The organism is Streptomyces albiflavescens (assembly GCF_014645835.1).
Classification (GTDB): domain Bacteria; phylum Actinomycetota; class Actinomycetes; order Streptomycetales; family Streptomycetaceae; genus Streptomyces; species Streptomyces albiflavescens.
Genome location: NZ_BMMM01000013.1, coordinates 330,340 through 342,778 on the forward strand (window position 1 = coordinate 330,340; position 12,439 = coordinate 342,778).

Below are 12,439 nucleotides of genomic sequence, written 5' to 3' on the forward strand. Positions count from 1 at the left end.
AAGGCCATGTCAACCCATCAAGATGCTCAAGCGCCAGATGTTCGGCCGCGCAGGTTTCGAACTCCTCCGCAAACGTGTCCTGTTGGCGTGACCGAGCGTCGCGGGCCTATAGGAAGTGAACGCCAATCCGCCCGCCTGCGTCGGCCGCCTCGCCCTGACGTGCACCGGACTCTCGGATTGAACGCGTTCAAAAAGAAGGGCTACGCTGATGCCGAGCGAAGCCGAGGGGGTTCGATGAAGGTAGTGCTGCCCGGGGGAACCGGACAGGTGGGCACGATTCTCGACCGTGCGCTGACGGCGGCCGGCCACGAGGTCACGGTAGTGACCAGGCGTCCCGTGCGGGCGCACAACATCGGATGGGACGGGGCCACGCTCGGCAGCTGGGCGGCGGCGATCGACGGCTGCGATGTCGTGATCAACCTGGCCGGGCGCAGCGTCTCCTGCCGTTACACCGCCGAGAACCTGCAAGCCATGATGGACTCCCGGGTGGATTCGGCGCGGGTGGTCGGCGAGGCGATCGCCGCCGCCGCGCGGCCACCGCGCGTCTGGCTGCAGATGAGTACGGCGACGGTCTACGCCCACCGCTTCGACGCGGCACACGACGAGGCGACCGGGGTGATCGGAGGCTCGGAGGCCGGGGTGCCGGACTACTGGGCGTACAGCGTCGAGATCGCGGAGAACTGGGAACGGGCACAGGCCCAGGCGCCGACTCCCGCGACCCGTAAGGTGGCGCTGCGCTCGGCGATGGTCATGAGTCCGGATCGGGGCGGTGTGTTCGACGTACTGTCGCGGCTGGCGCGACTCGGGCTGGGCGGTCCGGTGGCCGGCGGCGCACAGTACGTCTCCTGGATCCATGACGCGGACTTCGTGCGAGCGGTGGAGTTCCTGATCGCCCGGGACGACCTCGAGGGGCCGGTGAACCTCGCCTCGCCCGGCCCCCTTCCGCACCGCGACTTCATGCGGGCGCTGCGCACGGCCTGGGGCGTCCCGGTGGGGCTGCCGGCGACGCGCTGGATGGCCGAGTTGGGGGCGTTCGCGCTGCGATCGGACACAGAGCTGCTGCTCAAGAGCCGTCGGGTGGTGCCGGGTCGGCTGCGTGCCGCCGGGTTCACTTTCGCGTATCCGGAGTGGGAGAGGTCCGCTACGTCCCTCGTACAGCGGACCAGGCTGGTTCGTGCGGCATCGGGGCGGGTCCGTGAATCGAGCCACGCTGTGTAGACGACCACATGAACATGAATTGGACCAGAGCCGAGAACCGGCAACGGTTGTTCGCTGGTTTGGGAGTCAGCAAGGCCGATGAACGGGTCGAACAGTTCAGGAGTTCGGACAGCGCCCGTGGACCGAACTGCACTCGGCAGGCTGACCGGGCAGAGGCCTCCTCAGGCTGTCGCGAGGAGGAGCCGGCGGGTGTCAGTGGATGTGGGGGCCGCTTGGCTGGAGTTCCCTGTCGCGCGCCGACTCTCGTTGTCGCCAGGCGCCGGGTGGTTCGCCGTGGTGGCGGCGGAATGCGGCTGCGAAGGCGTAGGGCGAGCTGTAGCCGACGCTGCGGGCGATGCTCGCCATGCCGAGTTCGCCGGTGCGCAGGTGGTCGCGTGCGAGGGCCATGCGCCAGTCGGTCAGGTACTGCATGGGGGTCTGGCCGAGTGCCTCGTGGAAGGTGCGTGCGAAGGCGGCTCGGGACAGGCCGCTGACCGCGGCGAGTTCGGGGACGGACCAGGAGTGGCCGGCGTCCTCGTGCATGGCCTGGAGCGCAGCGCTCAGACGGGGGTCGGCAGAGGCCCGGTACCAGCGCGGTGCGTTCGGGCTGCGGCGGAAGTCGCTGCGGATGGCGAGTACCAGGAGGATGTCGAGGAGTCGGTCGAGCACGGTGGCCTGGCCCGGTTCGGGGTTGGCGAGCTCGTGGGAGAGCAGGGCGATCACGTCCCTCAGCGGATCGCCGACGGCGGCTTGCAGGGTCAGGACCTGGGGAAGCGCTTCGAGCAGCCCGTTGCCGATGTCGCCGGAGAACCGGTAGGCACCGCAGAGGAACACCGTCGCCCCGGGGGTGTCCGACTCCCCGTCGGTGGCGTGCCGGGCTCGAAACTCCTCCGGTTCGAGGCAATCGGTGCCGGGCTCGTGGCCGATGTAGTGGTCCGAGCCGCCGCGTACGAGGGTCACCTCCCCGGGCACGAGTTCCACCGCGCGCCCCGGGGCGTCGGCGTCGAGCCACAGCCATCCCCGGCCGCGGACGACCGTGTGCACGGACAGCTGGATCGTGCCGGCCAGCCGCAGCCCCCACGGGGGCTCGGCGACCGTCCGGGCGAACACTGCACCGCCGGCGCGTGCCCGCGCAAGGTGATCACGCAGTAGGTCCATACGACCAGTATCAGCAGAGCGATCGCCATGGGCAATGATCAGAGCGTTTGACGTAAAAGAATGAGCGATTCGCACATTGATCCGCTCCTCCCAGCGCTCTCATGATGGATCCATGACTGAATCACTGCAGACCACGCTCGTTCTCGGCGGCACCGGCCGCACCGGCTCGCTCCTGGCGAAGCGCCTCGCCGAGCGGGGGCGGAACATCCGCACCGCGGCCCGTCACGGCGCCGACGTACTGCTCGACTGGGACGACTTGGCCACCCACGCCGACGCCCTGCGCGGCGTCGACAGCCTCTACCTCGTCACGCCCGTCATGCGGGTCTCGTACGCCGACCAGGTCGCGGCCTTCCTCGACCTCGCCGAAGCCGCCGGCGTACGCCACGTCACCTACCTGAGCACCTTCGGCGCCGACGACGCCCCGGCGCAGATCGACATCAAGGCCGTCGAAGCCGACCTCGCCGCCCGATCGACCATCACCCACTCCGTCGTGCGCCCCGCCTGGGTGATGCAGAACTTCACCGACGCCCACCTGCCCGTCATCAACGGGGCGATCACGGTCCCCACCGGCAGTGGCACGGAAGCCTTCGTCGACGCGGCCGACATCGCCGCCGTCGCCGCCGAGACGCTGCTCGCCCCCGAGGTCCATGCCGGGGCCCTGTACGCGCCCACCGGCCCGCAGGCCCTCACGGTCGGTGAAGTCGCCGACATCATCACCGCCGTGACCGGACAGTCCGTCACGCATCAGGACCTCGACCCCGAGGCCTGGATCGGTGGCGCCGTCGCCGCCGGAATCGTGCCCGCCGGCTACGCGGTGATGCTCCGCTGGCTGACCGGCACCATCATCACCGGCCACGGCTCCACACCCAACGACGACATCGAGAAGGTCACCGGCCAGAAGGCGACCACCTTCCACGAGTTCGCGCAGCGCAACGCCCACGCCTGGACGGCAACGGCGGCCGTCTGACCATGTCCATCGAGAATCTTGAGGATTTCGCGGCCCTGGACCCGTTTTTCCGGATCATCCAGGAAGGCCTCGCGGGCCTTGTCGACGGGGAGCACTTCTTCGACCTCCTGGCCGAGGACGTCGTGGTCGAGTACGTGGTCTCCGTTCCCGGCTACCCGCGCCGAGTTGAGGGACGGCGCGCGGTCGCCGACCTGTACCGCGGCTACGGCGACGCGATGGTCCTGGCCGGCGCGGACGAGCCGGTAGTCCATCACGACACCGATAAATCTGTAGTCGTACTGGAGTACGCCGTGCACGGGCTCGCCGTCCACACCGGGCACGCCTACGACAACCACTTCGTCTCCGTGATCACCATCAAGAACCGCCAGGTGACGCACTGGCGCGACTACCTCGACCCCCTCGCCGTTTTCCGAGCCCTCGGATGGCCCGCAGAGCCTCGCTGACAGGGCGAGCCATAGCCTGCAACGTACTCCAGATGCCCCTCGCCCTGTACGGCATCCGAACCGGCGGGAGGCCGGCGCCGAAGGCCATGGCCGTCTTGAAGTCTTAAGGCCGCTACATCCGCGGACGAGGGATCTCTTCTTCTGGCTGCAGTACCCGACTTACCGCGAGAGCGGTTGCCGGATGCCGTGTGAACTCCCTCGGGTGACCTGCTTCAGTCGACCGGCCATGTGTGGACCGAGGCGTTGAGGTGCATGTAGTCGATGTACAGCTGCGTCATCCGTCGCAGCGACTCGTGGCGGTCGGAATGGGTGGAGGTGTCGATGCGGTGGAACATCTCCTTCTGCCAGACGGCCCCATTGCGGCCGGCGACGCACCGCTGCTCGATGATGCCGAGCAGCGGTTCCCGCCAGGCTTCGTCCATGCCGGAGTGCTCCAACCCCAGGTGCGCCAGCGGCAGAAGACGCCGCAGGACGAGTTCGGGTACCGGTACCTCACCCATCCCGGGCCAGTACAGCCGTGCTTCGATGCCGTGCCGGGCCGCCGTGTGCAAGTTGTCCTCCGCGGCCGAGAAGGACATCCGTGACCAGACCGGCCGGTCCTCCTCCACCAGGGCGCGGGTGAGCCCGTAGTAGAAGGCGCCGTTGGCGAGGGTGTCAGCGACGGTCGGGCCGGCGGGCAGCACACGGTTCTCCACCCTCAGGTGCGGTTTGTCGTGGGCGACGGCGTAGACCGGGCGGTTCCAGCGGTAGATGGTGCCGTTGTGCAGGGTGAGTTCGGCCAGTTCGGGGATGTCGCCGCGGTCCAGTGTCTCCGCAGGGTTCTGCTCGTCGCACAGGGGCAACAGGGCCGGGAAATAGCGCAGGTTCTCCTCGAAGAGGTCGAAGACACTGTTGATCCATCGCTCTCCGAACCACACCCGAGGCCGCACCCCCTGCACCTTGATTTCCTGCGGCCGGGTGTCGGTGGCCTGCTCGAACAGCGGGATACGGGTTTCGTGCCACAGTTCCTTGCCGAACAGGAAGGGCGAATTGGCTGCGAGCCCCACCTGGACCCCGGCGATGGCCTGAGCCGCGTTCCAGTAGTCGGCGAACTCCTCCGGAGACACCTGGAGATGGAACTGAGTGCTGGTGCACGCAGCCTCCGGGGTGATCGTGTCCGCGTAGGTCCGCAGCCGGTCGACGCCGTCCACCTCGATGCGCAGGTCCTCGCCGCGAGCCGCGAAGACCTGGTCGTTGAGCAGTCGGTAGCGCGGATTCTCCGACAGCGCAGCCTCGCCGGCGTCCGTGTGCCGCAGCGTGGGAAGAATGCCGATCATGATCAGATGTGCGCCGACCGACTGGGCGCGTTGCTCCCCGTGATTCAGCGCGGCGCGGATCTCGGACTCCCAGGCGTCGGGGCCGCCCGCCGTCAGACGGCGGGGCGGAATGTTGATCTCGAGGTTGAACCGGCCCAGCTCGGTGGACCAGGCGGGGTCTGTGATCGCTTCAAGCACATCGCTATTGCGCATCACCGGCTCTGCGTCGTCGTCGACCAGGTTCAGTTCGATCTCCAGCCCCACCTGGGGCCGCTCGTACTCGAACCGTGACTCGCGCAGCATCAGCGCGAACGCGTCGAGGCACTCGTGCATCTTGATCCGGTACCGGCGGCGGTCCTCGCGCGTGAAGACCGTCGCCGGGACATCCCGTCCCATCGGTCCTCCACGGTGCCCTCCTCGGACACCTCTCCATCCCAGCCTCGCACCACCGGGCGACCCTCACCAGGCGGGATGGGGATCGCCTCCGGGGCCGGCACCATGCTCGTGCGGTTCGCCCGGCAGGGTGGGGTCGGCCCCCGCACTTCCGCGCCCTGGGCGGGGACGCCCCTCCGCGTCGGCTCCACCGCGGCCAACTGCCTCCACTCGACATCGAGCACGGTGGCAGGCAGCGGGGGTGGTGGGAGAGTGGCTGTATGTGCGGTCGATACGTATCCACCCGCAGCCCAGAGGACCTCGTCCGGCTCTTTCAGGTCAGTGTCTGGCGTGCAGAGGAGGCGCTGGCGCCGAACTGGAACGTCGCTCCGACCGACGAGGTGTGGGCCGTCCTCGAGCGCACCCCGCGCGACAAGCGGGAAGCCGCGGCGGTGAGACGGGAACTGCGGCCGCTGCGCTGGGGCTTGGTGCCCTCGTGGGCCAAGGACGTGAAAATCGGCTCGCGGATGATCAACGCGCGGGTGGAGAGCGTGGACGAGAAGCCCGCCTTCCGCCGGGCGTTCGTCAAACGTCGCTGTCTTCTGCCGGCCGACGGCTTCTACGAGTGGCAGCAGATCAAGGCCGAGGAATCGGGCAAGACCCGCAAGCAGCCCTACTTCATCCGTCCCGAGGGCGGGGAGGTGATGGCGCTCGCCGGGCTGTACGAATACTGGCGCGACCCGGCGGTCAAGCAAGACGACGACTCTGCGGCTTGGCTGATGACCTGCACCATCATCACCACCGAGGCCACCGACGCAGCCGGACGCGTCCACCCGCGCATGCCGCTCGCCCTCACCCCGGAGCACTACGACGCCTGGCTCGACCCGCATCACCAGGACATCGAGGATCTGCGCGCGCTGCTGACCGAGCCTGCGGGCGGCCACCTCGACGCCTGGCCGGTTTCCACAGCAGTCAACAATGTCCGCAACAACGGTCCGCAGCTCCTGGAAGAGACCGTCCCGTAACCGCCACCCGGCCGGCACGACGAGGGACGAGGCCGCGCGGTACGGGTGCGGGATGACGATCACCCCGCGGCGTTACGATCTCGTCGGCATGAAGCCTCGGAGGCAGGGCTGATCCGTGGGCCCAGCTCAGGGCATCAGCTGCTACGGCACGTGCGTCACCGCATACGTACGGCTGTGTGCCGTCGGAACACTCTGAGGAGCTCGCGGGCCTGAGGACCTCTCCGAGTTCGAGCGCATGATCCAGCCGCCAGAACGCCCAGGGCTGACGTGGCCGAGCCGGATATGCCATTGCCCCTCGCGCCTCGTGAGCGAGAGCGCGGACAATGGCGGCACATCGAAGTGCCAGAAAGCCCTCGCTGGAACTGACAGTGCATTGACGAGTGCAGCCCTGATGACGGACGACTCGGTGACGGCCAGTACGCGGCCTGTATCGGACGGCACGCTGTTCATCCACTCCCCGATTCGCCGACAGATCTGCCGTACGGATTCGCCGCCGTGTGGCGCGGCATCCGGATCTGTGAGCCACAGAGAGAACCTGTGCGGGTTCTCGGCCACCACATCGGCGACGGTGCGGCTGTCCCACTCGCCGTAGTCGAAGTCGGACAGCGCGGGCTCCGGCGTCGTCTCCAGGCCGAGGGAGTCAGCGGTCTGCGCGCAGAGTGCCGATGGCCCTCGGACGGCCAGTGAATACGGAGAAAACGCTGGTGTGGCGGCGGCTGCCGCACGCAGAGCCGGGTACGGGGAACCGCCACCGAAGGTCCTGGTGGAGTCCCCGGTGATCGCACACACGAATGTCAGGCAGACCGTCATACGACTGACCTCCTTCAATGCCCCGGCGTGGCGTTGGGCGGTGTGAGACCGCGTCGCCGGCTAGTGGATGAGGTGTACGGGTGTAGTGGCGGCGTAGAACATGTACTCCAGGGGTCCTCGCCGGAAGAGTCGTGTCCAGCCCAGGGCCAGCAGCATGGCGACCGCGGAGAAGCCGAGAAGGATCGGCAGGGCAGCGGAGTCCGGCATGTCGTCCGTGCCCAGGGCCTTGATGGCGATGATGTGGCCGACATAGACAGTCAGAGAGACAGAGCCCACCGCTATCACGGGCGTGGCCAGCCACCGCAGGCTCGCTGAGCGATTGGTGGCCATGATGCAGGCGGCCAGGACGCCCAGGGCGACGCCTGTGTTGCCCAGGATGGACCACGTCGTCTGGCTGTGCGGCGCGGCCACCAGCAGCCAGGCGGGAACGCCTGCGGTGGGCTCCTCGCCCACGGCGTCGGACCACCAGGCCGATGCGGCCGGCCCGCCGTCGGTGGCAGCGCTCACAGCAGCTTGCGCACCGGGAATCAGATGCAGAGCAAGCCAGGAGCCGCCGTAACCGAGCACGGCCAGCGCGGCGCCGGACAGGGCCATTCCGGCAAGTGCGCGGGACCGGGTGAGGTCGAACTTGGCCACCGCCATGCCGGCGAGGATGAACGGGAGCCACGTCAAGACCGGATAATCGCCGGTGACGAAGAGCCCCAGGATGCCGTCCGAGTCCGTGATACGGGCCAGCGGATCGTGGACGATGACCGTATCGGCCCAGGAGCCGCCCTCGACGGAGGCCCGCAGCAGATACAGGACCTGGGGCATCACGAGCGCGGTCGACGCGGCGATGACGGCCAGGGTGGCCGCCCGCAGCCGGTAGAGCGGAAGAGCGAGGACGAAGAGCAGACCGTAGAAGGAAAGGATCACGTCGATCGAGGTGTCCAGGGCGGTCAGGGCGTATCCCGCGGCAATCAGCAGGGCGGCCCGGATCAGCACCCTGCCCATGGCCTGCCGCCCCGAACGCCCGGTCCGCGGCTGTGGCCGCCCCATGAGCAGGATCAGCGTGAACCCGGCGAGAAGAGCAAACAGTGCTGAGGACCGGCCACGGGCCACCTCCATGACCCACCCCAGCGGGCCGCCCACCGACGGTTCAGGCCCGACGTGGGCCGCGAACATGCCCAAGATCGCCAGACCGCGAGCGAGGTCCAGGCCGATCAGCCGTCCCGTGGGCGATCTACGGAACGGATGGTCCTCCGTGAGTACCTCCGCGGACGGAACGGACGCGGATACGCCATGCGGCATACCGTCCACGGTCGCGTGAACTCGACCGTGTGAACCATCCGGCAGGTGTCCGGAACTGCCCCGCCGAGTGGCTGGCGCGGCCCTGCCACCTGACCGGATCCGGCGTCGGGCACCAGGCAGGGCGCCCTGCGGCGTGGTACGAATCGGACAGTGGTCCGGCAGCGAGTGGAGCACAGGTGATCCGGGTACTGGTGGTCGACGACGAAGCCCTGATCCGGATGGGCTTCCAGCACATCCTCGACGCGGCGGACGGCATCGAGGTCGTGGCGGCGGTCCCGGGCGGCGAGGCGGTCCGTACGGCGCAAGAGCTACGTCCCGACGTCGTACTCCTCGACATCCGGATGCCGGACGTGGACGGACTCACTGTCCTCGCCGGGCTGCGCCGTCTGCCGCACCCTCCGGTCGTGGCCATGCTCACGACGTTCGACATGGACGAATACGTGGAAACGGCTCTTCGCTCGGGTGCCGCCGGCTTCCTGCTCAAGGACACCGACCCCGAGGAACTGCCGTTCCTGGTGCGGACCCTGGCCGACGGCGGCACCGTACTGTCGTCCAAGGTCACCCGGGCGATCGTGGACGGCTATCTGGAGGCCGGTTCCCCGAAGCCTGCCGCCCGCTGCCTCGGCCGACTGACCGACCGCGAACGCGCTGTACTCGTTCTCATCGCCGAGGGGCTGTCCAACGCCGATATCGCCGCACGCATGCACCTGAGTACCGGCACGGTCAAGGACCATGTGAGCGCGATCCTCACCAAACTGGAAGTGGGTGGCCGGGTCCAGGCCGCCCTGCTCGCCGAACGGGCCGGCCTCCTGAGGAAGGAGCGAGGATGACTCCCCGCCGCCTGCCCGTCTCGCTGCTGGACGCCGCTCTCGTCGCAGTTTCCCTGCTCGATGTCTGGGCGCATTTCGTTGCCGGCGAGCCGCTGCGCATGGCGTGTGCTCTGGCCGCCGCCTTCGCTCTTCTGCTGCGCCGCCGGATGCCGTTCTTCACTTTCCTGCTCACGTTGCCGGCGGTCCTGCTCTCCGACGCGGTCTTCGCCGCGCTGTCCGCGTTGTACACACTCGGCTCACTCAGCCGCCGCCGCGTTCTGCTGGCCGTGTGCGTCCTGGCGTTCACCGTCAGTGACATCACCTCGTGGCCGTCCCCGAACTTCGACCCGTCGAACACCTCGACCTTGATCACTCTGGGCTACACCGCGGCGACGGCGGGCGCGGCCGTCTTCCTCGGCCAGCTGGTCCAGACCCGGCACGATCTCTCGTTGCGGATCGCCGAGATCTCCGAGGCGCGTGACCACCAACGGTTGCTGACCGACCAGACCGTACTGGCGAGGGAACGCGCGCAGCTTGCCCGGGAGATGCATGACGTGGTCGCGCACCAGGTCAGCCTGATTGCGGTGCGGGCCGGGGCGCTCCAGGTCGGCACTCGGGACGCCGAGGCCAAGGAAGCCGCAGCCACGATCCGGCGGCTGAGCGTCCAGACCCTGGACGAACTGCGGCACATGGTCAGTGTCCTGCGCGCCTCCGGGGGCCGCCCCACGGAGCTGACCCCGCAGCCGTCCTTGGCCGATCTCCGGCAACTGGTCGAGGGCAGCGGTATCGAAGCCGAGCTGCAGACGGACCTGCCCGACGGCCTTCCACCGACCGTCCAGCGCGCCATCTACCGCACCGTCCAGGAAGCTCTGACCAACGTACGCAAGCACGCCCCCGGCGCCGGCGCGGCGGTTCGTATGTGCCACGAGGACGGCGCCGTGCGTGTCACGGTCACCAATACGGCGCCGACCCGGCCCGCTCTCCCCCTGCCCAGCGCGCACTACGGCCTGATCGGCTTGCATCAGCGCGCCGCGCTCCTCGGCGGCACTGTGACCTCGGGCCCCACGGCCGACGGCGGCTACGAACTCCGCCTGGAGCTCCCGGCAGAATGCACACCCTGACGAGGACACCAGACTGCGTGGTCACCTTGGCCGGTCGGGTGCCTCCGCGTGCACATCCGCAAGGCATACGATCAGGCTCTCTGCACGCTGGAAGGTGATCTGTCGATGCCGGTGCCGAGTCTGCTCGCAGTTTTCGCTCACCCGGACGACGAGTCCCTGTGGTCGGGCGGGGTGCTCGCCCGGCATGCGGCCGCAGGCGCTCGAACCGCGGTTGTTACGTCAACCTGGGCCGCGGACACGCAGCGCGGTGCGGAACTGACCGAAGCACTTCGGCTCCTCGGCACGGACGAGCCGCGCATGCTCGGCTATGCCGACGCTCGCGCACCACAGTCGGCTCCGGGACGACTGCGGTTCTGCGATGCGCCGCTCGACGAGACGGTGGGCCGGGTGGTCGCGCACCTGCGCCAGTTTCGCCCGGAGATCGTGGTCACCCATGACGCCTACGGCGGGGTGACCGGCCATCCGGACCATGTGCACACCCACCGGGTGACCACGCTCGCCGTCCAAGCGGCCGGGCTCGAGCGACTCTTTCCAGATGCCGGTGACCCCTGGCAGCCGAGCGCCCTCTACCTGGCCACACACCCGCACTCAGCTGTGGGCGCGCTGAGTGACCTGGCCCGTGCGGGCAAGGCCATGAACAGCGTTCCCGATGAGCGGATCACCGCGACGGTCGACGTCAGCCCCTGGCTGGAACAGAAGTGGGCGGCCGTGCTGGCCCATCGCACCGAGGTGGACCGCGGGGCCGCGCCGGGCCTGCTCGCCGGCTTCCCGGCGGACGCCCGGGAGCGGATTCTCTCCACCGAGTGGTACATCCGCCACGACACTGTCTCGCCCGTGACAGCCCAAACCGAACTGACAGCCTGAGCATGACGGCCGCAGTGACTCCCGGACTCATTGGCATCGATCATGAGGCCGAGGCGTGAGGTGACTCCTGAAGTCGTCGACAAGCGACTCCCGTTCTCGGCCTCTGGCACTCGTTGCGTGGAGCGTGACGCTGAGTGGACGAAGTCGTGGGCAGCGCAGTGGGGGAGGAGGACTACGGAGTCCCCGTACGCGCGCTGCCCCAGGTTCGGCGGCCGGCATGTGCAGGTTCTTCGAGTACGGCGCTATGGGGCGATGACGGCGACGCCGGTGCGCCCGCCGTCCACGTCGAGGACGGTGCCGTGCACGAAGCTCGCCTCGTCGGAGGCGAGGTAGACCGCTGCTTGGGCGATCGCGTCCGGAAGCCCGAAGCTGCCCGCCGGGGTGCCCTTCATCATGATGTCGCCGGGGTGGACCCCGGTCTCGGCCGGGTTCGGCGTACGGACCACACCGGGGGAGATGGCGTTGACACGAATGCCTTGGGGGCCGAATTCGGCTGCCCAGGCACGGGTGAGGGATTCCATCGCGCCCTTGGAGGAACCGTAGACGGCGCCGATCGGGATACCGAGCCGGGCGATCCACGAGCCGAGGTTGATCACGGTGCCGCCGCCGTGCTCGATCATCGCTGGGATCACCGCGGCGGTCAGGAAGAACGGCGCTTTGACGTTGACCGCGTAGATCCGGTCGAACGTCTCCTCGTCGGTGTCGGGCGTGGAGGGGCTCGGGTAGATGCCGGCGTTGTTGATCAGGATGTCGATGCGGCCGCCCAGGGCGCGGGCGGCTTCGTCGGCGAGGGCGCGGGAGGCGGGCGCGCTGCCGTCGAGATCCGAGGGCAGGAAGTCAGCCTTGCCGCCCACGGCGCGGATCGCGGCGACGACTTCCTCGCCGCGCTCCCGACTGCGGCCGGACACCGCGACATGGGCTCCTTCGGCGGCGAAGGCCAGAGCGATCGCTCGGCCGATGTTGCTGGTGGCGCCGGTTACCAGGGCGCTCTTGTGGTGCAGGCGGTTGCTCATGATGCGATGTGCTCCCAGTTCCGTAGGACTTCAGGGGCCGATGGTGGATCGCAAAAAATGGACCTGCAAGTCCAA

The 12,439-nt window shown here is 68.6% G+C and carries 12 protein-coding genes; 7 read left to right on the plus strand and 5 right to left on the minus strand.

Annotation, left to right across the window (positions count from 1 at the left end; genetic code table 11):
• The first annotated feature begins 234 nt into the window (after positions 1 to 234).
• The gene (locus tag IEY95_RS32225) at positions 235 to 1,218 is read left to right on the plus strand and encodes a TIGR01777 family oxidoreductase (protein WP_189189690.1); all 984 of its coding nucleotides are present in this window, start codon (positions 235 to 237) and stop codon (positions 1,216 to 1,218) included.
• 192 nt (positions 1,219 to 1,410) lie between these two features.
• Here IEY95_RS32225 and IEY95_RS32230 read toward each other — a convergent pair whose 3' ends face one another.
• Entirely contained in the window at positions 1,411 to 2,355 is a 945-nt protein-coding gene (locus IEY95_RS32230) for an AraC family transcriptional regulator (RefSeq protein WP_189189691.1), read from the minus strand.
• A gap of 112 nt (positions 2,356 to 2,467) precedes the next feature.
• Here IEY95_RS32230 and IEY95_RS32235 point away from each other — a divergent pair, with 112 nt between their 5' ends.
• On the plus strand, positions 2,468 to 3,322 hold the full coding sequence (locus IEY95_RS32235) for an NmrA family NAD(P)-binding protein (protein WP_189189692.1): 855 nt from the start codon (positions 2,468 to 2,470) through the stop codon (positions 3,320 to 3,322).
• A gap of 2 nt (positions 3,323 to 3,324) precedes the next feature.
• Positions 3,325 to 3,765, plus strand: coding sequence for a nuclear transport factor 2 family protein (locus IEY95_RS32240; RefSeq protein WP_229703507.1), 441 nt, complete (start codon positions 3,325 to 3,327; stop codon positions 3,763 to 3,765).
• 212 nt (positions 3,766 to 3,977) lie between these two features.
• Here IEY95_RS32240 and IEY95_RS32245 read toward each other — a convergent pair whose 3' ends face one another.
• Positions 3,978 to 5,456: a glutamate-cysteine ligase family protein gene (locus IEY95_RS32245; protein ID WP_189189693.1), complete on the minus strand. Its 1,479-nt coding sequence runs from the start codon at positions 5,454 to 5,456 to the stop codon at positions 3,978 to 3,980.
• Positions 5,457 to 5,713: 257 nt separating this feature from the next.
• Here IEY95_RS32245 and IEY95_RS32250 point away from each other — a divergent pair, with 257 nt between their 5' ends.
• Positions 5,714 to 6,457, plus strand: coding sequence for an SOS response-associated peptidase (locus tag IEY95_RS32250; RefSeq protein WP_189189694.1), 744 nt, complete (start codon positions 5,714 to 5,716; stop codon positions 6,455 to 6,457).
• Positions 6,458 to 6,598: 141 nt separating this feature from the next.
• On the opposite strand, the gene IEY95_RS32255 is transcribed toward IEY95_RS32250, so the two are convergent.
• Both IEY95_RS32255 and IEY95_RS32260 read right to left on the minus strand, forming a co-directional pair.
• Positions 6,599 to 7,267 carry a histidine phosphatase family protein gene (locus IEY95_RS32255; protein ID WP_189189695.1) on the minus strand — a complete coding sequence of 223 codons (669 nt, stop codon included), beginning with the start codon at positions 7,265 to 7,267 and terminating at the stop codon, positions 6,599 to 6,601.
• A gap of 60 nt (positions 7,268 to 7,327) precedes the next feature.
• Complete coding sequence (locus IEY95_RS32260) at positions 7,328 to 8,557, minus strand: DUF418 domain-containing protein (protein WP_189189696.1); 1,230 nt, start codon at positions 8,555 to 8,557, stop codon at positions 7,328 to 7,330.
• A 176-nt stretch (positions 8,558 to 8,733) separates the two neighbouring features.
• On the opposite strand from IEY95_RS32260, the gene IEY95_RS32265 reads away from it, so the two are divergent.
• The 3 genes from IEY95_RS32265 (at position 8,734) to IEY95_RS32275 (ending at position 11,351) form a co-directional block, all read left to right on the plus strand.
• Positions 8,734 to 9,387: a response regulator gene (locus IEY95_RS32265; RefSeq protein WP_189189697.1), complete on the plus strand. Its 654-nt coding sequence runs from the start codon at positions 8,734 to 8,736 to the stop codon at positions 9,385 to 9,387.
• Entirely contained in the window at positions 9,384 to 10,487 is a 1,104-nt protein-coding gene (locus IEY95_RS32270; RefSeq protein ID WP_189189698.1) for a sensor histidine kinase, read from the plus strand. The genes IEY95_RS32265 and IEY95_RS32270 overlap by 4 nt, the downstream gene beginning before the upstream one ends.
• 105 nt (positions 10,488 to 10,592) lie before the next feature.
• Positions 10,593 to 11,351: a PIG-L family deacetylase gene (locus IEY95_RS32275; RefSeq protein ID WP_189189699.1), complete on the plus strand. Its 759-nt coding sequence runs from the start codon at positions 10,593 to 10,595 to the stop codon at positions 11,349 to 11,351.
• A 242-nt stretch (positions 11,352 to 11,593) separates the two neighbouring features.
• Here IEY95_RS32275 and IEY95_RS32280 read toward each other — a convergent pair whose 3' ends face one another.
• Positions 11,594 to 12,364 (minus strand): SDR family NAD(P)-dependent oxidoreductase, encoded by a 771-nt coding sequence (locus IEY95_RS32280; RefSeq protein WP_189189700.1) that lies wholly within the window; start codon positions 12,362 to 12,364, stop codon positions 11,594 to 11,596.
• Positions 12,365 to 12,439 lie beyond the last annotated feature (75 nt).

Coding starts and splice junctions, on each gene's coding strand:
- IEY95_RS32230 (WP_189189691.1), bottom strand. CDS start 2,355: ATGGACCTACTGCGTGATCACCTTGCGCGGGCACGCGCCGGCGGTGCA.
- IEY95_RS32235 (WP_189189692.1), top strand. CDS start 2,468: ATGACTGAATCACTGCAGACCACGCTCGTTCTCGGCGGCACCGGCCGC.
- IEY95_RS32255 (WP_189189695.1), bottom strand. CDS start 7,267: ATGACGGTCTGCCTGACATTCGTGTGTGCGATCACCGGGGACTCCACC.
- IEY95_RS32275 (WP_189189699.1), top strand. CDS start 10,593: ATGCCGGTGCCGAGTCTGCTCGCAGTTTTCGCTCACCCGGACGACGAG.
- IEY95_RS32245 (WP_189189693.1), bottom strand. CDS start 5,456: ATGGGACGGGATGTCCCGGCGACGGTCTTCACGCGCGAGGACCGCCGC.
- IEY95_RS32225 (WP_189189690.1), top strand. CDS start 235: ATGAAGGTAGTGCTGCCCGGGGGAACCGGACAGGTGGGCACGATTCTC.
- IEY95_RS32260 (WP_189189696.1), bottom strand. CDS start 8,557: ATGCCGCATGGCGTATCCGCGTCCGTTCCGTCCGCGGAGGTACTCACG.
- IEY95_RS32250 (WP_189189694.1), top strand. CDS start 5,714: ATGTGCGGTCGATACGTATCCACCCGCAGCCCAGAGGACCTCGTCCGG.
- IEY95_RS32270 (WP_189189698.1), top strand. CDS start 9,384: ATGACTCCCCGCCGCCTGCCCGTCTCGCTGCTGGACGCCGCTCTCGTC.
- IEY95_RS32240 (WP_229703507.1), top strand. CDS start 3,325: ATGTCCATCGAGAATCTTGAGGATTTCGCGGCCCTGGACCCGTTTTTC.
- IEY95_RS32280 (WP_189189700.1), bottom strand. CDS start 12,364: ATGAGCAACCGCCTGCACCACAAGAGCGCCCTGGTAACCGGCGCCACC.